Raw genomic sequence first — 20,909 nt, forward strand, 5'->3', positions numbered from 1 at the left:
CATGGCCGCCGAAATCGACAAACCCGGCGACGGCGAGTCGCAGGAACTGATCAACCGGATCGGCCAGCTCACGCGCGAGTTGCGCGAGAGCCTGCGCGAGCTGGGCCTGGACAAGGGCATCGCCAAGGCCGCCGAGGCCATCCCGGACGCGCGCGACCGCCTCAACTACGTGGCGACCATGACCGAGCGGGCGGCGGAGCGCGCGCTCAACGCGATCGACGCCGCGCAGCCGATCCAGGACGAACTCGCGCGCCAGGCGAGCAGCCTGCACCGGCGCTGGGAGGAGTGGTTCGCCAGCCCCATCGGCCTGGACAGCGCGCGCGAGCTGGTGCTCGACACGCGCAGCTACCTGGCCGGCGTGCCGCAGCAGGCGTCCGCGATCAATGCGCAGCTGCTGGAGATCATGATGGCGCAGGACTTCCAGGACCTGACGGGCCAGGTGATCAAGAAGATGATGGACGTGGTGCAGGAAGTCGAGACGCAACTGCTGCAGCTGCTGATCGACTACGTGCCCGCGGAGAAACGGCCCGAGGCCGGCAGCGGCCTGCTGAACGGCCCGCAGGTGAAGTCCGGCGGCGCCGAGGCCGTGGTGGACCAGGCGCAGGTCGACGACCTGCTCTCCAGCCTGGGCTTCTAGGCCGCCCCCGCGGCGCTGGCGCCGCAACGGGATGTCCCGCGCCGGCCGGCTCCGATTGGGTGAGATGCCGCATGCATCCCATCCTGTTCCGGCGATCGCCGCAGCGGGCGCGCACGAATAATTTCCCCATTGGGGCGCCCCGGCTGCCGAGGGCGACCCGCAGCACATGGCCGAACAAAGCGACCTGGAAAAAACCGAACCTGCGTCACCGCGGCGCCTGGAGAAGGCGCGCGAGGAAGGCGACGTCGCCCGTTCGCGCGAGCTGGTCACGTTCGTCCTGCTGGCAACCGGTGCCGCAGGCCTGTGGTTCACGGCCGCCGGACTTCGCGAGCGCCTCGCCGCGTCGCTCGCGCGGGCGCTGCGCGTCGACCGCGCCGGCGCCTTCGATCCCACGCGCATGACCGACCAGGCCGTGTCAGCGGCCACGGGGGTGTTGCCGGCCCTGGCGCCCGCGCTCGGCCTCACCCTGGTCGCCGCCCTGGTCGCGCCCGTGCTGCTGGGCGGCTGGATGGTGTCGACCAAGCGCCTGCTGCCGGACTTCGGCCGGCTCGATCCGCTCAAGGGCCTGGGCCGGCTGGTCTCGCTCGACGCACTGGCCGAACTGGTGAAGGCGGTGCTCAAGCTGCTGCTGGTCGGCGGCGTCGCCGCCTGGGTGATCGCCGCCCAGAGCGAGGCGCTGCTGTCGCTGATGGGCGAGGCGACGCAATCGGGTCTCGAGCACGCCGTGCGGCTGGTGGCCTTCAGCTGCGCCGCCATCGTCGCTTCGCTGCTGCTGATCGCGAGCGTCGACGTGCCCTGGCAGCTCTGGCGCTACCACCAGCGCCACCGCATGTCGCGCGAGGACCTGCGCCAGGAGCAGAAGGAAAGCGACGGCGACCCGCACGTCAAGGCGCAGATCCGCCGCCAGCAGCAGGCGATGGCGCGCCGCCGCATGATGTCCGAGGTGCCCAGGGCCGACATCGTGGTGACCAACCCGACGCACTTCGCCGTGGCGCTGCGCTACCGCGACGGCGAGATGGGCGCGCCGCGCGTGGTCGCCAAGGGCACCGAGCTGGTGGCGCTGCGCATCCGCGAGCTGGCGCGCGAGCACGGCGTGCCGCTGCTGGAGGCGCCGCCGCTCACGCGCGCGCTGTACCGCCACTGCGACCTGGGCGCGGAGATCCCCGCCGCCCTGTACACGGCCGTTGCCGAGGTGCTGGCCTGGGCCTTCCAGCTCCACCGCTGGCGCAGCAGCGGCGGCGCCGAGCCGCGCACGCCGCGCGACCTGCCGGTGCCCGCCGCGCTGGACCCGGCCGCGAGTCCCGCATGAGGGGCATGGATCCCCACCGGCCGGCCGCGGCCTGGTCGCAGATGGCCCGGCAATGGCTGCGCGGCGGCCAGGCGCAGGGCCTGGTCGGCCCCGTCCTGATCGTCATGATCCTGGCGATGATGGTGCTGCCGCTGCCGCCCATCCTGCTGGACCTGCTGTTCACCTTCAACATCGCGCTGTCCATCATGGTGCTGCTGGTGAGCATGTACACCATGAAGGCGCTGGACTTCGCGGCCTTTCCCTCGGTGCTGCTGTTCACCACGCTGCTGCGGCTGTCGCTGAACGTCGCCTCCACCCGCGTGGTGCTGATGGAGGGCCACACCGGCCCGGACGCGGCCGGCAAGGTGATCGAGGCCTTCGGCCATTTCCTGGTCGGCGGCAACTTCGCGGTCGGCACGCTGGTGTTCCTCATCCTGGTGGTGATCAACTTCATGGTGATCACCAAGGGCGCCGGCCGCATCGCCGAGGTCGGCGCGCGCTTCGCGCTGGATGCCATGCCGGGCAAGCAGATGGCGATCGATGCCGACCTCAATGCCGGCCTGATCACCGAGGAGGTCGCCCGCACCCGCCGCGCCGAGGTGGCCCAGGAGGCGGACTTCTACGGCTCGATGGACGGCGCCAGCAAGTTCGTGCGCGGCGACGCGGTCGCCGGCCTGCTGATCATGGGCATCAACATCGTCGGCGGCCTGGTCGTCGGCATGCTCCAGCATGACCTCGACTTCGCAACCGCCGGCCGCACGTACACCCTGCTGGCGATCGGTGATGGCCTGGTGGCGCAGATCCCCGCGCTGGTGATCTCCACCGCCGCCGGCGTGGTCGTCTCGCGCGTCGCCACCGACCAGGACGTCGGCAGCCAGCTCACCAGCCAGCTGTTCTCCAACCCGCAGGTGCTGTTCCTGGCGGCGGGCATCGTCGGCCTGCTGGGCCTGATCCCCGGCATGCCCAACCTGTCCTTCCTGCTCATCGCCGGCGGCCTGGCCTGGTTCGGCCGGCGGCTGGCGCTGCGCAGCGCTGCCCCGGCGCCGGCGCCGGGCGGCAGCGCGCCCGCCCTGGCGCAGGCGGCGGCCGCGGCCGAACCGCAGGAGGCCAGCTGGGACGACGTGGCGCTGGTCGATCCGCTGGGGCTGGAGGTCGGCTACCGGCTGATTCCGATGGTCGACCACAGCCAGAGCGGCGAGCTGCTGGGCCGCATCAAGGGCATCCGCAAGAAGTTCGCGCAGGAGGTCGGCTTCCTGGTGCCGGTGGTCCACGTCCGCGACAACCTCGAATTCAAGCCCAACGCCTACGCCGTCACGCTCAAGGGCGTGCAGATCGCGCGCGGCGAGGCCTGGCCGGGGCAGTGGCTGGCCATCGATCCCGGCCAGGTGAGCGCGCCGCTGCCCGGCACGCCCACGCGCGACCCGGCCTTCGGCCTGCCGGCGGTCTGGATCGCCGCCGAACTGCGCGAGCAGGCGCAGGTCTACGGCTACACCGTGGTCGACGCCAGCACGGTGGTCGCGACCCACCTGAACCACCTGCTGCACCAGCATGCGGCGGAGCTGCTGGGCCGCCAGGAGGTGCGCCAGCTGCTGGACCGCGTCGGCAAGGAGGTGCCCGGGCTGGTCGACGACCTGGTGCCCAAGGTGCTGCCGCTGGCCACCGTGCAGAAGGTGCTGCAGAACCTGCTGGAGGAGGGGGTGGCGATCCGCGACATGCGCACCATCCTCGAGACGCTGGCCGAGCATGCGGCGACGGTCACCGATGCCACCGAGCTCACTTCGCTGGCGCGCCTGGCGCTGGGCCGCGCGATCGTGCAGCAGGTCTTCCCGGGCGACGAGGAGCTGCAGGTCATCGGCCTGGACGGCACGCTGGACCGCGTGCTGCTGCAGGCCCTGGGCAGCGGCGGCGGGCTGGAGCCCGGCCTGGCCGACAAGCTGCTGCGCCAGGCCGAGGCCGCCATCGCCCGGCAGGCGCAGCTCGCGCTGGCGCCGGTGCTGGTCGTGCAGCACCCGCTGCGGGTGCTGCTGGCGCGCTTCCTGCGCCGCAGCCTGCCGCAGCTGAAGGTGCTCTCGCACGCGGAAATACCTGACGGCCGCACCCTCAAGGTGACGGCGACTCTCGGAGGAACAGCTTGATGATCCCTGGCGCCGCCCCGGCCCCTCTCCGCTTCCTGGCCCGCTCCGGCCGCGAGGCCCTGCGCCTCGCGCGCGAGGCGCTCGGCCCGGAGGCGGTCATCGTCTCCAACCGCATCACCGCCGACGGCGTGGAGATCCTGGCCGCGCCGCCGCTGGTGCCGGCGCCAGCGGCGGCGGCCGCGATCGCCGCCGCGCCGCTGCCGCTGTCCCTGCCATCGCAGCCCCTGGCCGCGGCGCCGTCGACGCCCGACGCCGTGCTGCGGGAACTGCTGTCCATGCGCAGCATGATCGAGGAGCAGCTCGCCGGGCGCGCCTGGAGCGAGGAGCAGCGGCGCGATCCGCTGCGCGGCCACCTGCTGCGCCTGATGCTGGGCGCCGGCTTCAGCGCGCGGCTGGCCCGCGCCACCGTCGATGCGCTGCCCGCCGGACTCACGCACGCCGACGGCCTGGCCTGGCTGCGCAACGAACTGGCGGGGCGGCTGCCCGCGATCGCGGGCGACGACGCGTTGCTGGACGCGGGCGGCGTGTTCGCGCTGGTGGGTCCCACCGGCGTAGGCAAGACCACCACCACCGCCAAGCTCGCCGCGCGCTGCGTGCTGCGCTTCGGCGCCGGGAAGCTGGCGCTGGTCACCACCGACAGCTACCGGATCGGCGCCTACGAGCAGCTGCGCATCTACGGCCGCATCCTGGGCGTGCCGGTGCACGCCGTGAAGGACGCGGGCGACCTGCGGCTGGTGCTGGAGGACCTGCGCGACAAGCACATGGTGCTGATCGACACGGTCGGCATGAGCCAGCGCGACCGCGCGGTCTCCGACCAGGTGGCGATGCTGTGCGACGCCCAGCGGCCGGTGCGCCGGCTGCTGCTGCTCAACGCCACCAGCCACGGCGACACCCTGGACGAGGTGGTGCACGCCTACCGCCGCGGCGGCCGCGAGGGCGCCGACGACCTGGCCGGCTGCATCCTGACCAAGGTCGACGAGGCCACCCATCCCGGCGCCGTGATCGATACGGTGATCCGCCACGGCCTGCCGCTGCACTACGTCTCCAGCGGCCAGAAGGTGCCCGAGCACCTGTCGCTGCCCGATCCGCAGCGCCTGGTCGAGGCGGCGTTCCAGGCCCGCAGCCGCACGGCGCTGTTCGTGCCGGGCGAGATCGTGGCGCAGGAGCAGCTGGCGAGCCTGCGCACCGAGGCCGACGTCGCCCTCGCGCAGTCGGTGGCCAGCCGCCTGCGCGCGCAATGCCACCAGCTGGTGCGCGCGCTGGCGAGCGATGCGCGCGAACTGGCCGGCCACGCGAGCGCGCTGGCGGACGGCGGCATCGGCTTCGAGCATGCGCGGGCGCTGTGGCGCGGCGTGGAAGGCGGCGCCACAGCGCCGCCGGACCCGCAGCCCGCCGCGCCGGATCCGGCCGCCGCCGGCGCGCAGTGCGACAGCCACCTGCTCGCCACCTGCGGCAGCGTGGAGCGGCTCGACGAGGATGGACGGCGCCAGCGGCAGGAGGTCGCGCTGCTGCTGTCCGACCGCACCGGGCTGCCGCTGGCAGCGACGCTGCGCGCGGCGCTGGCCGCGCCCGATCCCGGCCGCCCGGTGGTGCTGCTGCTGGGTGCGCCGCCCGCCGCCGCGGCGGGCGAAGGCACCCCCGCGCTGGCCTGGCTGGCGCGCGCGCCGGCCCGCCTGCGCGTGCGCACCGAAGCGGACCGCAGCGCGACGCTCGCCGGCGTCGCGGCCGGGCTGGCGTTCGGCCCCGCGCAGGCGGTCGCGCACCGCGGCCGTCCGGCGCTGCAATCGCTGGCCGAGGCGCGGGTCGCGCTGGCCGCCGGCCAGCCGCTGCAGCGCCTGGTTGTCGTCCGCACGCTCGACACCCGCGGCCAGCTGCTCGCCCAGCGCTACCTGCTGGCGAGCGGCGCGCTGGCGGTCGACGCGGCGCGGCTGGTCCAGTGGCAGGCCTGGCGGGCGGCGGTGCAGCCGTGCTTTCGCCTGATGAAGGAGGCGCACCAGCAGCTGGCCGCCTCCGGGCCGCCCGAAGCCGATCGCGCGCAGCCGATGCTCGTCGCACAGGCCAGCACCACCGTGTGGCGCCTGGCGCAGGCGCGCGAGGGCTGGGCGCAGCCTGCGCGCGCGCTGCTGGCGCAGCTGGCCGGCCGGCGCCTGCGCCCCGGGCGCGCCATTCCGCCGGCGGTCCTGTTCGAAGGGCTGGGCAAGTTCTGCGTGCTGCTGGACGCGCTGGCGCAGGACGAAGCGCCGGCGCCCGCCGGGCGGCTCGCTGCCGGGTGCGCGTGAGGGCAGCGCCATGACGCTCAAGACCGGCAGCGACCAGGCCGACGGCCTGCGCCGGCTGATGGGCCGCGACCGCGGCCGGCTGGTCGCCGTCGTCGGCAGCCACCCGCGCGTGGGCGCCACCAGCACCGCGCTCCATCTCGCGGCGGCCCTGTGGCAGCAGGGCCAGAACGTGCTGGTGCTGGACGAGCACGGCGGTGCCCGCTCGGCCAGCGCCGCCTGCAGCGAACCGGCGCGGGCGAGCTGGCCGGAGGTGGCGGCGCAGAGCGTGTCGCTGGCCGCCGCCGCGGGCCGCGCCTGGGGCGCGGTGCCGGTGCTCGCGGCCCAGCCCGACCGCATGCCGGCGGCCCTCGACCCGCGGCGCGCCATCGCCGGGCGCATCGCGCTGGTCGACGCCGCGCTGGATGAGCACGGCCGGCTGTCGCCGCTCGCGCGCCGGGCCGACGACGTCCTGGTGGTCCTGCAGCCGCAGCCGCATTCGCTGCAGGCCGCCTATGCGCGCATCAAGGCCCTGCACCACGCGCACGCGCTGCTGCAGCTGCGCATCCTGCTCACCCAGGCCGGCGACGCCGCCGAGTCCGATCGCATCTGCGGCAACCTGGTGCGCACCGGCGGCCGCTACCTGGCCATGGCGCTGGAGCCGGCCGGCTGCATCCGCGCCGACGCGCAGCTGCCGCAGGCCCAGCGGCTCGGCCTCGGCGTGGTGCAGGCCTTCCCGGCCGCGCCGTCGGCGGCCGACCTGCGCCGCATCGCCGCCGAGCTGCTGCACTGGCCCGTGCGCGCCGCCCCGGCGGCGGCCGCGGCAGCCTGAACGGGTCCCCCCGCGGGCCGCATTCACCGACCGACATGTACACATCGCAGGGCAAGATCGACAAGGCGGCGCAGTCCGACCTGCTGACGCACTATGCGCCGCTGGTGCGGCGGCTGGCGCTGCGGCTGGCGGCCCGGCTGCCGGCCAGCGTGGAGGTGGACGACCTGATCCAGGCCGGCATCCTCGGCCTGCTCGACGCCGGCTCGCGCTACCAGGACGGCCACGGCGCGAAGTTCGAGACCTTCGCCACCCAGCGCATCCGCGGCGCCATGCTGGACGAACTGCGCGCGCACGACTGGGTGCCGCGCGGGCTGCGCCAATCGGGCCGGAAGGTCGAGGAGGCGATTCGCGCCGCCAGCCAGAAGCAGGGCCGCGCCCCGACCGAGCCGGAGGTGGCCGAGGCCCTGGGCCTGCCGCTGGAGGCGTACCAGGCCCTGCTGCAGGAGCTGCAGGGCTGCCAGCTGGTCTACTACGAGGACTTCGAGGCGGCCGAGGGCGGCAACAGCTTCCTGGACGACCACGCCGCCGACGGCGAGGCGCGCTTCGGTCCGCTGGAGCAGCTGGTGGAGAGCCGCTTGCGGCGCCAGCTGGTGGCGGCCATCGAGGCGCTGCCGGAGCGCGACCGCCTGCTGCTGAGCCTGTGCTACGAGCAGGAACTCAACCTGCGCGAGATCGGCGCCATCATGGAGATCAGCCAGTCGCGCGTGTGCCAGCTGCACGGTCAGGCGATCAGCCGGCTGCGCGCCAGCCTGCGCGACGCGCTGTAGGCGAATGGGCGGCTCGCCGCCCTCAGCCGGCGGCGTAGCGCGCGCTGCTGCCCGCCGGCGCCCGGTACTGGCCGTCCGGCCCGTAGAGCGGCCGATTGCCGGTCTGCAGGAAGGCGATGCTCTGGCGCGTGAAGTCCAGGTGCGCGTGGATCATCACGCCGTTGCGGTGGTTCTGGTCGCGCGCGCGCGCCGCCAGCGCCAGCAGGCGTTCCCAGGCCTGCTGCAGCGCCGGGCCGCCGGCTGCGGCCGCGGCGCCGGCCCGATCGCCTGCGTGGCCCAGCGCCTGCAGCAGCTGCTCGCGCACGGCGTCGGCCGCGGCCAGCCGCTCGGCAGCCTCGTCCTTGCGGCGCGTGATGCCGGGCAGCGCCTCGAAACGGCTGCCGGTGAGTGCGGCAGCCTCCTCGTCCAGCAGGGCCAGGAAGGCCTCCACCAGCGCGGTCTCCGCGCTCACCTGGCGCAGCAGTGCGCGCATGCGGGGATCGCCGGCGGGCGGCCGGGCGGCATTCATGGCCGCTTGCCGAGCAGCTCGCGCACGCTGGCCAGCACCCCGTCGGCGATCCGGCCGGCGTCCATCGGGTAGCGGCCGGCGGCGATCGCCTCGCGGATCTGCGCCACCCGCACGGCATCGAACTCGCCGCCGGAGCCGACCTGCAGCCGCGTCGCGACCGCGCCGCCCGGCGCCGGCGCCCCGGCCGCGCCCTTTCCCCGGGGGGCGCCCGCGGGACCGGCCGCGTTCTTCAGCGCTATGACGTTCTGGTCTATCTTCAAGAGGGTCCTCGCAGGGTTTCCAGGTTCTATCGGCAGCGGCGGCGGAAACTTGAGGGCGCCGCCGGAAAAGGGTCCGGCCCGTCAGTGGGCGCGCTCGACGGCGCCGTCCTCGCGCACCACGCCGCTGAGCACCTTGCCGTTGCGGGCCCGCACCTGCACGGTGGCGCCGACGGCGGCGTCGCTGAGCGCCTTGCCCTCGATGCCGGCCACGAAGCCGGGACCGTGCACTACCACCCGCACGTCCTGGTTCTGCCGGATCACCAGCGCCCCCCGCAGCAGCTCGCGGCGCAGCGGCGCACCGGCGGCGATGCGGTTGACCGCCACCTTGCCGGCCAGTTCCGCCGGATCGGACACCACCCCGGCGGGCAGCGCGGCCAGGTCGCCCTCGCGCGTCGCGGCGGCGTCCTCGCCCAGCAGCTCACCGGGAGCGATGGACCGGGCGGCGACCTGGTAAGGCGCCATGACCGCGACGTAGGCCGAGGCGTAGCGGGTCCATGGCACGGGGGCGGCGCAGCGCACGCCGACCGACACGCGGCCCCAGGCACGCGCGCCCGCGGGCAGGAAGGGCTGCGGTTCGGCGCACGCGGGCCAGTCGGCGGTGGCGCGCGCGGCCAGCTGGATCTGCACCCGCCCCGGCAGGCCTTCGGCCGCCTGCCGCAGGAAGCGCTCGATCGCGCCCTGGGGGCCGGCAGCGCCGGCGTGGGCCGCGCCCAGCGCCAGCAGCAGGGCCGCGCCTGCGCGCAGCTTCGATCGCAGAAGGTTCGTCGCCAACAAGACTCCCGTCGGGATGTTCGTGCGCACGCTCGCGCGTGGGCAAAACGGGCGCGCGAGCGCGTGCCCTGCGGCGCAATTCTAGGCAGCGACCCCCGCGCGCAAACGCGGAAATGCGCGCCAAAGCCCCGTCTGTTCCGATCATTGCGCGAGCGACCCGTTCCTAGAATCAATTTCCATCCCGGGCCTGCGTCCGCCTCTCGCGGGCGCGGCACCGAACGATGGAGAACCCATGATCGACAAGCTGGATGCGGCGCTGCGATTCCACCAGGAAGCGCTGAACCTGCGGGCGCGGCGGCAGGAGGTGCTGTCGGCCAACATCGCCAACGTCGACACGCCCCACTACAAGGCGCGCGACTTCGATTTCGCGGCCAGCCTGTCGCAGGCGGTGGAGCGCGGCCGCCAGGCCGGCTCGGTCGCGCTGGCCCTCACCGCCGGCCGGCACCTGGCCGGGCAGGCGGTGCCGGCCGCCGCCGGGGAGCTCGCTTACCGCGTGCCCGCGCAAGCCAGCATCGACGGCAACACGGTGGAGATGGACCTCGAGCGCGTCGCGTTCGCCGACAACGCCGTGCACTACGAATCCAGCCTGACCGTGCTGGGCGGGCAGATCCGCACGCTGCTGGCGGCGGTGCAGCAGTAAGGACGGCCATGCCCATCGCCAGCACCCCCGTGAGCATCTTCGACATCGCCGGCTCGGCGATGACCGCGCAGTCGCAGCGCATGAACGTCACCGCCAGCAACCTCGCCAACGCCGACAGCACGGTCGGCCCCGACGGGCTGCCCTATCGCGCGCGCCAGGTGGTCTTCGAGACCGCCGCCGCAGCCGGCCACGACGTCGGCGGCGTGCGCGTGGCCCGCGTCGTCGAGGACCCCTCGCCGCTGCGCCGGGTCCACGACCCGAAGAACCCGGCGGCCGATGCCGACGGCTACGTCGACCTGCCCAACGTGAACGTGGTGGAGGAGATGGTCAACATGATTTCCGCCTCGCGCTCCTACCAGGCGAACGTCGAAGTCCTCAACACCGCCAAGACCCTGATGCTCAAGACCCTCTCGGTCGGGCAGTAAGGAGTCGCAAGCCATGGCCGTCACCGACATCCGTTCCGTCACCGGCGCCGCCGGCCAGGCCGCGTCCGCTGCTTCCGCCGCCGACAGCGAGCAGCGCTTCCTGAAGCTGCTCGTCACGCAGCTGAACAACCAGGACCCGCTGAACCCGCTGGACAACGCGCAGCTCACCTCGCAGCTGGCGCAGATGAGCACCGTCAGCGGCATCGAGAAACTCAATGCCGCGCTGCAGGCGCTGCTCGCGCAGAGCGGCACCGGCCAGGTGCTGCAGGCCGCCTCGCTGATCGGCCGCGACGTGCTCGTGCCGGGCAACGCGCTCGTGCTGCAAGCGGGCCAGCCGGTGGCCTTCGCGATCGAGCCGACCGGCGCGGCGGACAGCGTCGTCCTCGACATCGTCGACGACAAGGGCCGCGTGGTGCGCCAGATCGACGCCGGTGCGCTGCCCCGGGGGCTGCACCAGCTGGCCTGGGACGGGCTCGACGGCGAAGGCCAGGCCCTGCCCGAGGGCCGCTACCGCTTCGTCGTGAACGCCAGCCAGGGCAGCACGCCCGTGGCCACCCTGCCGCTCGTGTTCGAGCGCGTGCAAAGCGTCGTGCAGGGGGCCGGCGGACCGACGCTGGACTTCGGCAGCGGCTATCCGGCCACGCTCGGCGAAGTCAGGCTGATCCAGTGAGACCGGGCACGCCCAGTCTCCGCTCTCCATCACATTGAAGGCACCACCATGGGTTTCGCACAAGGGGTCAGCGGCATCAACGCCGCCGCCAACAACCTGGACGTCATCGGCAACAACATCGCCAACTCCAGCACCGTCGGCTTCAAGGCGGGCGGGGTGCAGTTCGCCGACGTCTATGCCGGCTCGAAGGTCGGCCTGGGCACCTCGGTGGCCAGCGTCACGCAGAACTTCAACCAGGGCTCGGTGCAGACCAGCTCGCGCGCGCTGGACATCGCCATCGTGGACGGCAGCGGCTTCTTCCGGCTGACCAGCCCCGGTGGCGAAGTCGCCTACAGCCGCAACGGCCAGTTCGACCGCGACAAGGACGGCTACATCGTCAATGCCGCCGGCATGCGCCTGACGGGCTACCCGGTGGGCGCCAACGGCGCCGTGGCCGGGGGCATGCCGGGCCCGCTGATGATCCCGACCACGGAGATGCCGCCCAAGCCCACCGGCAACATCAGCGCGGCCTTCAACATCGATGCCCGCGCCACGGCCCCGACCCTGCCGTTCGACCCGGCGGACTCGGCCACCTACAACTACCCCAACGCGGTGACGGTGTACGACTCGCTGGGCAACCCGCACGAGTTCGCCACCTTCTTCGTCAAGACCGGCGCCAACAGCTGGGACGTGTACGCCACGGTGGACGGCGCGATCACGCCGGCCGTGGTGCCGCCCGCGCTGCCGGCACCCATGGGCTCGCTCGGCTTCGACACCGCCGGCCAGATGGTGCTGGTGCCGCCCGCCACCGGCACGTTCGCCACGACGGTGGCGATGACCAACGGCGCCGCGCCGCTGAACCTCACGCTGGACCTGAACGGGACCACGCAGTACGGCAACGTCAACGACGTGCGCAACCTGTCCCAGGACGGCTACGCCTCGGGCTCGCTGATCGGCTTCGAGGTCGCCGACGACGGCCGCATCGTCGGCAAGTACGGCAACGAGCAGAGCGCGCTGCTGGGCCAGGTGGTGCTCTCCACCTTCATCAATCCGGGCGGCCTGGTCTCGCAGGGCGGCAACCTGTGGGCCGAATCGGCCGCCTCCGGCGCCCCGCTGACCGGCACCCCGGGCAAGGGCAGCAAGCTGGGCGCGCTGGTGTCCGGCGCGCTCGAGAGCTCCAACGTGGACCTGACGGCGGAACTGGTCAACCTGATCGTTGCCCAGCGCACCTACCAGGCCAACACCCAGACCGTGAAGACGCAGGACCAGGTGGTCCAGGCGCTGATCAACATGCGCTGATGGCGCGGCGCAGCCGGCCTGAACGAGAGGGGATCCCGTGGACAGGATGATTTACGTGGGCATGGGCGGAGCCCGCCACGCGCTCGAGCAGCAGGCCGCCGTCGCGCACAACATGGCGAACGTGGCGACGCCGGGCTTCCGGGCCCAGATCAACAGCTTGCGCGCCGTGCCCGTCGACGGCGAGGCGCTGCCGACCCGGGCCCACGTGGTGGCGGCGACGGTCGGCGCCGATTTCGATGCCGGCCCGGTCACCCACACCGGCCGGGCGCTGGACGTGGCCATCCGCGGGGACGGCTGGCTGGCCGTGCAGGCCGGCGCCGGCGAGGCCTACACCCGCGCCGGCAGCCTGCAGCTGGGCGCGAACGGCGAGGTGCTCACTCAGGACAGCCGCCCGGTGCTGGGCGACGCCGGCGCACTGGTGGTTCCGCCGGGCTCCGAAGTGGCCATCGGCAGCGACGGCCTGGTGACGGCACGCGCGCCCGGCGCGGCGCCGTCGGAAACCGCCGCCGTCGGGCGCCTGAGGCTGGTCAATCCGCGCACGGCCGACCTGGTGCGCGGCGACGACGGCCTGTTCCGCATGAAGCCCGGCCTGCCGGCCCCGCTGCCGGACCCCGCGGTGGCCGTCCTCGGCGGCGCCGTGGAAGGCAGCAACGTCAATCCCGCCGAGGTGCTGGTGCAGATGATCGCCAGCGCCCGCCACTTCGAGATGCAGATGAAGACGGTGCGGACCGCCGACGACAACGCGCAGGCCGCCAACCGCCTGCTGTCCGCCGGCGCCTGACCCTTCCTCCTTCCCAACCGCGGCCGCAAGGACGCCCAGGACGCACCCCCATGATCCGCTCCCTTTCCATCGCCCGCACCGGCCTCGACGCCCAGCAGATGCAGCTCGACGTGGTCGCCAACAACCTGGCCAACGTCGGCACCACCGCCTTCAAGCGCAGCCGCGCCGTGTTCGAGGACCTGATGTACCAGAACCTGCGGCAGTCGGGCGGCCAGAGCTCCGACCAGACGCGGCTGCCCTCGGGCCTGCAGGTCGGCACCGGCGTGCGCGTGGTGGCGAGCGAGCGCATCCACACCCAGGGCAACCTGAGCAAGACCGACAACCCCAAGGACGTGGCCATCCACGGCGACGGCTTCTTCCAGGTGCTGATGCCGGACGGCAGCACCGCCTACACGCGCGACGGGTCGTTCCAGACCGACGCCAACGGCCAACTGGTCACCGCCAGCGGCTACCCGATCCAGCCCGGGATCACGCTGCCGGAGAACGTCACCAGCCTGACCATCGGCAAGGACGGCACGGTGTCGGTGACGCAGGCGGGCAGCAGCGCCACCGTGCAGGTCGGGCAGCTGCAGCTGGCCACCTTCGTGAACCCGTCCGGGCTGGAAAGCCGCGGCGAGAACCTGTACGTGCAGACCGATGCCTCCGGCGAGCCCAACCAGACCGCGCCCGGCCAGAACGGCGGCGGCGTGCTCAGCCAGGGCTACGTGGAGTCCTCCAACGTCAACGTGGTGGAGGAGCTGGTCAACATGATCCAGACCCAGCGCGCCTACGAGATCAACAGCAAGGCCGTGCAGACCTCCGACCAGATGCTCGCTCGTCTGGCGCAGCTGTGAAGCCGCCGGCGATCGCGCGCCGGGCGCCGGCGGCCGGCCGCTGCGCCGCGGGCGTCTGCGCCCTGCTGCTGCTGTCGCTCGCCGGCTGCGCGTACGCACCGAACCGCGAGGCGCTCCAGCATCCGGCGCCGGTCCCGGTTCCGGTCACGGTCCCGATGCCGGGCCCGATGCCCGAAGCGGTCGCGGCGGCCGAGCCGGCAGCGCCGCGCGGCGCGATCTTCCGACCGGTGGCCGCGAGCAGCGGCTGGGCGCTGTTCGAGGACCGTCGGCCGCGCAACGTCGGCGACGTGCTGACCATCGTGCTGCGCGAAAGCAGCAGCGCCAGCAAGTCCTCGGCCGCCAACGCCAGCCGCAACGCCGGCACCAACGTGGAGCTGGGCGTGCTGCCGCGGGCGCTCGGCGGCCTGCTGCGCAACCAGGACGCCGACATCTCGGGCAGCAACGCCCTCACCGCCAAGGGCGGCGCCAACGCCAGCAACAGCTTCAACGGCGTCATCTCGGTCAAGGTCGTGGGCCTGCTGGCCAACGGCAACCTGGTGGTCAGCGGCGACAAGCAGATGCTGATCAACCAGGGTACGGAGACGATCCGGTTTTCCGGCCTGGTGGATCCGCGCACGGTGGGCCCCAACAGCACCGTGCTGTCGACCCAGGTGGCCGATGCCCGCATCGAGTACAGCGCGCGCGGCTACATCGACGAGGCGCAGACCATGGGCTGGCTGCAGCGCTTCTTCCTCAACGTGCTGCCGCTGTGAGCAGCATGGGCCGCACCCTCGTTCTCGCTGCGGCGCTGCTGGCGGCATTGGGCGCGCCGGCCGTGCCGGCCGAGCCGCTCAAGAGCCTGGCCAGCGTGCAGGGCGTGCGCGACAACCCGCTGATCGGCTACGGGCTGGTGGTCGGCCTGGACGGCAGCGGCGACCAGACCCAGCAGACGCCGTTCGCCACCCAGAGCGTCGCCAACATGCTGACCCAGCTGGGCATCAGCCTGCCCCCCAGCGCCGGGCAGATGCAGCTGAAGAACGTGGCGGCCGTGATGGTGACGGCCAGCCTGCCGCCCTTTGCCGCGCCCGGCCAGACCATCGACGTGACCGTCTCGTCGGTCGGCAGCGCCAAGAGCCTGCGCGGCGGCACGCTGCTGATGACGCCGCTCAAGGGCGCCGACGGCGCGGTCTACGCGGTGGCGCAGGGCAACCTGGTGATCGGCGGCGCCGGCGCCTCGGCCAGCGGCAGCAGCGTGCAGGTCAACCAGCTCAGCGCCGGGCGCATCCCCGGCGGCGCGACGGTGGAGCGCAGCGTGCCCACCGCGCTCGCCGAGGGCGACCTGCTCACGCTGGAGCTGCGCCAGGCCGATTTCGGCACGGCGCAGCGCGCCGTCGAGGCGATCGACCGCAGCTTCGGCGCCGGCACCGCGCTGGCCCAGGATGCCCGCGTGATCCGGGTGCGCGCGCCCGCCGGTGCGGGTGCGCAGGTGGCCTTCCTGGCCCGGCTGGAGGCGGTGGACGTGACGCCGGCGCCGGCGGTCGCCAAGGTGATCGTGAATGCGCGCACCGGCTCGGTGGTGATGAACCAGGCGGTGCGCGTGCAGGACTGCGCGGTGGCGCACGGCAACCTCTCGGTGGTCGTCAGCAGCCAGCCGGCGGTGAGCCAGCCCGGGCCGCTGTCCGGCGGCCGCACGGTCGAGTCCCGCACCGCCCAGATCGCGGTGAGCCAGGAAGGCGGCGCGCTGCAGGGCGTGCGCGGCGGCGCGTCGCTGGCCGGCGTGATCAAGGGGCTCAACGCGCTGGGGGCCAACCCGCAGGACCTCGTCTCGATCCTGCAGGCCATGAAGGCCGCAGGCGCGTTGCGCGCCGAGCTGGAGGTGATCTGACCATGCGCGCCGACGCGGCTTCCGCCCTCGACCAGCGCTTCGCCCTGGACGTGCAGGGCGTCGATGCGCTGCGCCGCACGGTGCGCAGCTCGCCCGAGGAGGGCCTGCGCCAGGTGTCGCGCCAGTTCGAGGCCGTGTTCATGCAGATGGTGCTGCGGAGCATGCGCGAAGCCACGCCGGCCGACGGCGGCGTGTTCGGCAGCCAGCAGGAGAGGCTGTACACGTCCATGCTGGACCAGCAGCTCGCGCAGGGCCTCTCGGGCCGCGGCGTCGGGCTGGCCGAGGCGATGCTCGCGCAGCTGGCCCGCAGCACCGCCGCGCCGGCGGCGGGCCCCGCTGCGGCGCCCGCTGCGGCGGCACCCGAGCCGCACGCCGTTTCCCGGCCCGACGCTGCGCAGCCGCTCGCCGTGCCGCGGGACCTGCGCCAGGCGCCGGAAGCGCCGCCGGCACCGGCGACCGGCGCCGGCGGGGCGGTCCCGGCGCACGTCGAGCAGTTCGTCGCCCGCATGCTCCCCGCCGCGCAGGCCGCCAGCCGCGCGAGCGGCGTGCCGGCCCGGCTGATCCTGGCCCAGGCGGCGCTGGAATCGGGCTGGGGCCGGCGCGAAATCCGCGCCGGGGACGGCAGCCCCTCCTTCAACGTGTTCGGCATCAAGGCCGACCGCCGCTGGGCCGGCCGCGTCGTCGAGGCCGCGACCACCGAGTACGTCGACGGCGCCGCCCAGCCCACCCACGCGGCCTTCCGCGCCTACGGCTCCTACGAGGAGGCTTTCGCCGATTACGCGAAGTTCCTCCAGGCCAATCCGCGCTACGCCGCCGTGCGCGCCGGCGGCGATCCCGCGCAGGCCGCGCAGGCCCTGCAGCGGGCCGGCTATGCAACCGACCCGGACTACGCCGCCAAGCTGGTCCGGATCATGGACCGCTTCGCCTGAGACCCAGGCGCGCCGTCCGTCCCCCAGACCCCTTCGACAAAGGAAACCCCTGATGCAGGCTCCCTCCACCGCTACCGCCGCACCGGCGCTGGCCACTCCCGCCGCACCGCACGAATTCCTGGCCTTCACCCTGGGCCAGGAGGAATACGGCATCGACATCCAGAAGGTGCAGGAGCTGCGCGGCTACGACGCCGTCACGCGCATCGCGAACGCGCCCGAGTACCTCAAGGGCGTGGTGAACCTGCGGGGAATCATCGTGCCCATCGTCGACATGCGGATCAAGTTCAACCTGGGCACGCCCAGCTACGACCAGTTCACGGTGGTGATCATCCTCAACGTGGCCGAACGCGTGATGGGCATCGTGGTCGACAGCGTGTCCGACGTGATCACGCTGTCCCCCGAGCAGGTCAAGCCAGCGCCCGAGATGGGCTCGGTGCTCGACACCGACTACCTCATCGGGCTGGGCACGCTGGACCAGCGCATGCTGATCCTGGTGGACATCGACAAGCTCATGACGAGCGAGGAGATGGGCCTGATCTCGCAGGCCGTGCAGTAGGCGCGCCGCGCCCCCGGACGACTCCGAAGGACCCTCCCATGCAACTCCAGAACGTCAAGATCGGCACGCGCCTGGGCGCGGCTTTCATCCTCCTGCTGGCGCTCACCGCCGGCATCGCCGCAACCGGCGCGTGGCGCCTGCAGCAGCTGTCGCAGCGGGCTGAGACCCTGGCCGGCGAGGACCATGAGCGTCTGACCCAGGTCCTGGTCTGGCGGCAGTCGGTCGACCTGAACTGGACCCGCACCCGCATCCTGGCGATGAACGCCGACGCCCGCGTCGTGCAATCGGTCAAGGCCGACATGGACCGGACCTCGGAGGTCATCACCAGCGCGCAAAAGCGGGTGGACACGCTGGTGCGGCGCCCGGAGGTGCGCAAGATGCTGGGCGACATCAATGCGGCCCGCGAATCCTATCGTTCCGCACGCGCCGCGTTGTTCAAGCGCAAGGAGGCGGGCGAGGACGTGAGCGGTGCCATCGACGGCGAGCTCACGCCCCTGGCGGATGCCTACCAGAAGACGCTGCTCGCGCTGGAGGACCGCCAGAAGCAGATCTACGCGCAGTCGCTGGAGATCGCGCGCGAGAACGCAAGCCTCGGCCGCACGGTGCTGATCGCGGGGACGGTGCTGGCGCTCCTGTTCGGAACGGGCGCTGCACTGTTGCTGTCCCGTTCGGTCACGGGCCCCCTGCGGCGCGCGGTGGACACGGCCCGGGTGATTGCCGCGGGCGACCTCACGCAGCGCGTCGAGGTCATCGGCCGCGACGAGACGGCCGAGCTCGCCGGGGCGCTGAAGGAGATGCAGGAGGGCCTGTCGAGGATCGTGGGCGAGGTGCGCCAGGGCACGGACGCGATCGGCATTGCCTCCAGCCAGATTGCCTCGGGCAACCAGGACCTGTCCTCGCGCACCGAGGAGCAGGCCAGCTCGCTGCAGCAGACGGCGGCCTCGATGGAGGAGCTCACCAGCACGGTCAAGCAGAACGCCGACAACGCGCGCCAGGCCAACCAGCTGGCGATGAACGCCTCCGAGGTGGCGGTCAAGGGCGGCGACGTGGTGGCGCAGGTGGTGGACACCATGGGCTCGATCGATGCGTCCTCGCGCAAGATCGTGGACATCATCGGGGTGATCGACGGGATCGCGTTCCAGACCAACATCCTGGCGCTCAACGCGGCGGTGGAAGCGGCGCGGGCCGGCGAGCAGGGCCGCGGCTTCGCGGTGGTGGCCGCCGAGGTGCGCAACCTGGCGCAGCGCTCGGCCGCTGCCGCCAAGGAGATCAAGGGCCTGATCGACGACTCGGTGGGCAAGGTCGACGAAGGCAGCAGGCTGGTGGGCCAGGCGGGCCAGACCATGAGCGAGATCGTCGACAGCGTCAAGCGGGTGACCGACATCATGGCGGAGATCACGGCGGCCAGCCAGGAGCAGACCACCGGCATCGAGCAGATCAACCAGGCGGTCACGCAGATGGACCAGGTGACGCAGCAGAACGCGGCGCTGGTGGAGGAGGCCTCCGCCGCGGCTCAGTCGCTGCAGCAGCAGGCCCAGGGCCTGACCGCGGCGGCCAGCGCGTTCAAGCTGGAGCGGCATGCCGCGGCGCCGGGCTTGCCGCGCGTCGAATGGGCGCCTGCCTGACGAGCGAGCGCTAGCAAGGTGGGCAGCTTGCTGCCCGCCGCGCGGCGGGCAGCAGTGGTCGCGGTGGCCAGGCCAGCCCGCCCACCCTGGCGGCTTGGCGCCGCCTTCCCCTTCTTCTTCCAGCAGTTCTTCATCATGCAAGCCTTCCACAACCTCAGGATCGCGACCAAGCTGATCCTCTCCTTTTCCGCGGCCCTGGTCCTCACGGCCGTGATCGGCGCCTTCGCAACGGTGCAGCTCGCCAGGGTCAACGCGAGCGCCGTCGAGATGGCGCAGAACTGGCTGCCGTCCACCCGGGCCGTGCTGGACATCAAGTCGGACTTCGCCCGCTACCGCACCCTGGAGATGCAGCACGTCCTGTCCGGCACGATCACGGAAAAGAGCCAGTACGAGAAGCTGCTGGCCGACACCTGGGGGCACCTGGGCGGCGCCCGCGCCGAGTACGAGAAGCTGATCAACACGCCGCAAGAGAAGGCAGCTTACGAGGGGTTCGACAAGGCGGTCGCGAAGTACGCCGAGGAGCACGGCAAGATCGTTGCCCTGTCGCGCAGCATGCGCAGCGACGACGCCACCGAGGTGCTGCGCGAGGAATCCCTGCGCCTGAACCAGGAGGCGAACGCCCATCTGGACAAGCTGGTCGAGATCAACGAGCAAGGCGCCGCCGAGGCGGCTGCTCGCGCCGACGCCCTGTACCAGAACGCCAAGCTCTGGGTCGCGGGCCTGCTGGCCGCGGCCATTGCCATCGGCCTGGCGCTGGCCGTGTGGGTGGCGCGCACGGTGTCCCGTCCGCTCGCCAGCGCCGTGGAAGTGGCGCAGGCCGTTGCCGCGGGCGACCTCACGACGCGCATCGAAGCGAACACCACCGACGAGACCGGCCGCCTGCTGCAGGCCCTCAAGGCCATGAACGAGAACCTGTCGAGGATCGTGGGCGAGGTGCGCCAGGGCACGGACGCGATCGGCATTGCCTCCAGCCAGATTGCCTCGGGCAACCAGGACCTGTCCTCGCGCACCGAGGAGCAGGCCAGCTCGCTGCAGCAGACGGCGGCCTCGATGGAGGAGCTCACCAGCACGGTCAAGCAGAACGCCGACAACGCGCGCCAGGCCAACCAGCTGGCGATGAACGCCTCCGAGGTGGCGGTCAAGGGCGGCGACGTGGTGGCGCAGGTGGTGGACACCATGGGCTCGATCGATGCGTCCTCGCGCAAGATCGTGGACATCATCGGGGTGATCGACGGGATCGCCTTCCAGACCAACATCCTGGCGCTCAACGCGGCGGTGGAAGCGGCGCGGGCCGGCGAGCAGGGCCGCGGCTTCGCGGTGGTGGCCGCCGAGGTGCGCAACCTGGCGCAGCGCTCGGCCGCCGCCGCCAAGGAGATCAAGGGCCTGATCGACGACTCGGTGGGCAAGGTCGACGAAGGCAGCAGGCTGGTGGGCCAGGCGGGCCAGACCATGAGCGAGATCGTCGACAGCGTCAAGCGGGTGACCGACATCATGGCGGAGATCACGGCGGCCAGCCAGGAGCAGACCACCGGCATCGAGCAGATCAACCAGGCGGTCACGCAGATGGACCAGGTGACGCAGCAGAACGCGGCGCTGGTGGAGGAGGCCTCCGCCGCCGCGCAATCGCTGCAGCAGCAGGCCCAGGGGCTGACCGTGGCGGTCGGCGTCTTCAAGCTCGATGGTGCCGCGCACGGCGCGCCGGCGTTCACCAGCGTGACGCCGCTGCCGGCGAGGGCCAAGGCGCCGGCCAAGCCCACCGCGACGCGCGCGGGCGCCAAGCTGCCGGCGCCGCCGTCGGCGCCCAGGCTGGCCGCCGCGGGGGCCGACTGGACCGAGTTCTAAACGGAGCGCGCCC

Annotated in this window: 21 protein-coding genes; 18 read left to right on the forward strand and 3 right to left on the reverse strand. The window is 72.8% G+C overall.

Features of this window, described 5'->3' with window-relative positions:
- Position 1: 1 nt before the first annotated feature.
- The 6 genes from cheZ (at position 2) to PE066_RS14060 (ending at position 7,914) form a co-directional block, all read left to right on the forward strand.
- Positions 2-637, forward strand: a complete 636-nt coding sequence (gene cheZ / locus PE066_RS14035) for a protein phosphatase CheZ (protein WP_271233152.1) — start codon at positions 2-4, stop codon at positions 635-637.
- A gap of 166 nt (positions 638-803) precedes the next feature.
- Positions 804-1,946, forward strand: a complete 1,143-nt coding sequence (gene flhB / locus PE066_RS14040; RefSeq protein ID WP_271233153.1) for a flagellar biosynthesis protein FlhB — start codon at positions 804-806, stop codon at positions 1,944-1,946.
- A 41-nt stretch (positions 1,947-1,987) separates the two neighbouring features.
- A complete protein-coding gene (gene flhA, locus PE066_RS14045; protein ID WP_271236581.1) occupies positions 1,988-4,060 on the forward strand; it encodes a flagellar biosynthesis protein FlhA in 2,073 nt (690 codons plus the stop codon).
- Complete coding sequence (flhF, locus tag PE066_RS14050) at positions 4,060-6,339, forward strand: flagellar biosynthesis protein FlhF (protein WP_271233154.1); 2,280 nt, start codon at positions 4,060-4,062, stop codon at positions 6,337-6,339. Before flhA ends, flhF begins: the two co-directional genes overlap by 1 nt.
- A 10-nt stretch (positions 6,340-6,349) precedes the next feature.
- Complete coding sequence (locus tag PE066_RS14055; RefSeq protein ID WP_271233155.1) at positions 6,350-7,147, forward strand: MinD/ParA family ATP-binding protein; 798 nt, start codon at positions 6,350-6,352, stop codon at positions 7,145-7,147.
- Positions 7,148-7,182: 35 nt separating this feature from the next.
- On the forward strand, positions 7,183-7,914 hold the full coding sequence (locus PE066_RS14060) for an RNA polymerase sigma factor FliA (RefSeq protein WP_271233156.1): 732 nt from the start codon (positions 7,183-7,185) through the stop codon (positions 7,912-7,914).
- Between the two features lie 22 nt (positions 7,915-7,936).
- On the opposite strand, the gene PE066_RS14065 is transcribed toward PE066_RS14060, so the two are convergent.
- The 3 genes from PE066_RS14065 to flgA form a co-directional block, all read right to left on the reverse strand.
- Positions 7,937-8,386, reverse strand: a complete 450-nt coding sequence (locus PE066_RS14065) for a flagella synthesis protein FlgN (RefSeq protein ID WP_271233157.1) — start codon at positions 8,384-8,386, stop codon at positions 7,937-7,939.
- Positions 8,387-8,418: 32 nt separating this feature from the next.
- Positions 8,419-8,682, reverse strand: a complete 264-nt coding sequence (flgM, locus tag PE066_RS14070) for a flagellar biosynthesis anti-sigma factor FlgM (RefSeq protein ID WP_271233158.1) — start codon at positions 8,680-8,682, stop codon at positions 8,419-8,421.
- Positions 8,683-8,763: 81 nt separating this feature from the next.
- A complete protein-coding gene (flgA, locus tag PE066_RS14075) occupies positions 8,764-9,453 on the reverse strand; it encodes a flagellar basal body P-ring formation chaperone FlgA (protein WP_271233159.1) in 690 nt (229 codons plus the stop codon).
- Positions 9,454-9,685: 232 nt separating this feature from the next.
- On the opposite strand from flgA, the gene flgB reads away from it, so the two are divergent.
- From flgB to PE066_RS14135, 12 genes are all read left to right on the forward strand, one after another.
- Complete coding sequence (gene flgB, locus PE066_RS14080; RefSeq protein ID WP_271233160.1) at positions 9,686-10,093, forward strand: flagellar basal body rod protein FlgB; 408 nt, start codon at positions 9,686-9,688, stop codon at positions 10,091-10,093.
- 8 nt (positions 10,094-10,101) lie between these two features.
- Positions 10,102-10,518: a flagellar basal body rod protein FlgC gene (flgC, locus tag PE066_RS14085; RefSeq protein WP_271233161.1), complete on the forward strand. Its 417-nt coding sequence runs from the start codon at positions 10,102-10,104 to the stop codon at positions 10,516-10,518.
- Positions 10,519-10,531: 13 nt separating this feature from the next.
- Complete coding sequence (locus PE066_RS14090) at positions 10,532-11,188, forward strand: flagellar hook assembly protein FlgD (RefSeq protein ID WP_271233162.1); 657 nt, start codon at positions 10,532-10,534, stop codon at positions 11,186-11,188.
- A gap of 48 nt (positions 11,189-11,236) precedes the next feature.
- Entirely contained in the window at positions 11,237-12,466 is a 1,230-nt protein-coding gene (gene flgE, locus PE066_RS14095; RefSeq protein ID WP_271233163.1) for a flagellar hook protein FlgE, read from the forward strand.
- A gap of 37 nt (positions 12,467-12,503) precedes the next feature.
- Positions 12,504-13,247 (forward strand): flagellar basal body rod protein FlgF, encoded by a 744-nt coding sequence (locus tag PE066_RS14100; RefSeq protein ID WP_271233164.1) that lies wholly within the window; start codon positions 12,504-12,506, stop codon positions 13,245-13,247.
- Between the two features lie 50 nt (positions 13,248-13,297).
- Positions 13,298-14,080: a flagellar basal-body rod protein FlgG gene (flgG, locus tag PE066_RS14105; RefSeq protein ID WP_271233165.1), complete on the forward strand. Its 783-nt coding sequence runs from the start codon at positions 13,298-13,300 to the stop codon at positions 14,078-14,080.
- Positions 14,077-14,832: a flagellar basal body L-ring protein FlgH gene (locus PE066_RS14110; protein ID WP_271233166.1), complete on the forward strand. Its 756-nt coding sequence runs from the start codon at positions 14,077-14,079 to the stop codon at positions 14,830-14,832. Before flgG ends, PE066_RS14110 begins: the two co-directional genes overlap by 4 nt.
- 5 nt (positions 14,833-14,837) lie before the next feature.
- The gene (locus PE066_RS14115; RefSeq protein WP_271233167.1) at positions 14,838-15,944 is read left to right on the forward strand and encodes a flagellar basal body P-ring protein FlgI; all 1,107 of its coding nucleotides are present in this window, start codon (positions 14,838-14,840) and stop codon (positions 15,942-15,944) included.
- Between the two features lie 2 nt (positions 15,945-15,946).
- Positions 15,947-16,873, forward strand: a complete 927-nt coding sequence (gene flgJ / locus PE066_RS14120; RefSeq protein ID WP_271233168.1) for a flagellar assembly peptidoglycan hydrolase FlgJ — start codon at positions 15,947-15,949, stop codon at positions 16,871-16,873.
- A gap of 52 nt (positions 16,874-16,925) precedes the next feature.
- Complete coding sequence (locus PE066_RS14125; RefSeq protein WP_271233169.1) at positions 16,926-17,429, forward strand: chemotaxis protein CheW; 504 nt, start codon at positions 16,926-16,928, stop codon at positions 17,427-17,429.
- A 38-nt stretch (positions 17,430-17,467) separates the two neighbouring features.
- Positions 17,468-19,054 (forward strand): methyl-accepting chemotaxis protein, encoded by a 1,587-nt coding sequence (locus tag PE066_RS14130; RefSeq protein ID WP_271233170.1) that lies wholly within the window; start codon positions 17,468-17,470, stop codon positions 19,052-19,054.
- 135 nt (positions 19,055-19,189) lie between these two features.
- The gene (locus PE066_RS14135) at positions 19,190-20,896 is read left to right on the forward strand and encodes a methyl-accepting chemotaxis protein (protein ID WP_271233171.1); all 1,707 of its coding nucleotides are present in this window, start codon (positions 19,190-19,192) and stop codon (positions 20,894-20,896) included.
- Positions 20,897-20,909: the final 13 nt, after the last annotated feature.

The organism is Ramlibacter tataouinensis (assembly GCF_027941915.1).
Taxonomy (GTDB): Bacteria; Pseudomonadota; Gammaproteobacteria; order Burkholderiales; family Burkholderiaceae_C; genus Ramlibacter; species Ramlibacter tataouinensis_C.

Excerpts from the sequence above, each read along its gene's own strand:
- cheZ (WP_271233152.1), top strand. The coding sequence starts at position 2 with ATGGCCGCCGAAATCGACAAACCCGGCGACGGCGAGTCGCAGGAACTG.
- flhB (WP_271233153.1), top strand. The coding sequence starts at position 804 with ATGGCCGAACAAAGCGACCTGGAAAAAACCGAACCTGCGTCACCGCGG.
- flhA (WP_271236581.1), top strand. The coding sequence starts at position 1,988 with ATGGCCCGGCAATGGCTGCGCGGCGGCCAGGCGCAGGGCCTGGTCGGC.
- flhF (WP_271233154.1), top strand. The coding sequence starts at position 4,060 with ATGATCCCTGGCGCCGCCCCGGCCCCTCTCCGCTTCCTGGCCCGCTCC.
- PE066_RS14055 (WP_271233155.1), top strand. The coding sequence starts at position 6,350 with ATGACGCTCAAGACCGGCAGCGACCAGGCCGACGGCCTGCGCCGGCTG.
- PE066_RS14060 (WP_271233156.1), top strand. The coding sequence starts at position 7,183 with ATGTACACATCGCAGGGCAAGATCGACAAGGCGGCGCAGTCCGACCTG.
- PE066_RS14065 (WP_271233157.1), bottom strand. The coding sequence starts at position 8,386 with ATGCGCGCACTGCTGCGCCAGGTGAGCGCGGAGACCGCGCTGGTGGAG.
- flgB (WP_271233160.1), top strand. The coding sequence starts at position 9,686 with ATGATCGACAAGCTGGATGCGGCGCTGCGATTCCACCAGGAAGCGCTG.
- flgC (WP_271233161.1), top strand. The coding sequence starts at position 10,102 with ATGCCCATCGCCAGCACCCCCGTGAGCATCTTCGACATCGCCGGCTCG.
- PE066_RS14090 (WP_271233162.1), top strand. The coding sequence starts at position 10,532 with ATGGCCGTCACCGACATCCGTTCCGTCACCGGCGCCGCCGGCCAGGCC.
- flgE (WP_271233163.1), top strand. The coding sequence starts at position 11,237 with ATGGGTTTCGCACAAGGGGTCAGCGGCATCAACGCCGCCGCCAACAAC.
- flgG (WP_271233165.1), top strand. The coding sequence starts at position 13,298 with ATGATCCGCTCCCTTTCCATCGCCCGCACCGGCCTCGACGCCCAGCAG.
- PE066_RS14115 (WP_271233167.1), top strand. The coding sequence starts at position 14,838 with ATGGGCCGCACCCTCGTTCTCGCTGCGGCGCTGCTGGCGGCATTGGGC.
- flgJ (WP_271233168.1), top strand. The coding sequence starts at position 15,947 with ATGCGCGCCGACGCGGCTTCCGCCCTCGACCAGCGCTTCGCCCTGGAC.
- PE066_RS14125 (WP_271233169.1), top strand. The coding sequence starts at position 16,926 with ATGCAGGCTCCCTCCACCGCTACCGCCGCACCGGCGCTGGCCACTCCC.
- PE066_RS14130 (WP_271233170.1), top strand. The coding sequence starts at position 17,468 with ATGCAACTCCAGAACGTCAAGATCGGCACGCGCCTGGGCGCGGCTTTC.
- PE066_RS14135 (WP_271233171.1), top strand. The coding sequence starts at position 19,190 with ATGCAAGCCTTCCACAACCTCAGGATCGCGACCAAGCTGATCCTCTCC.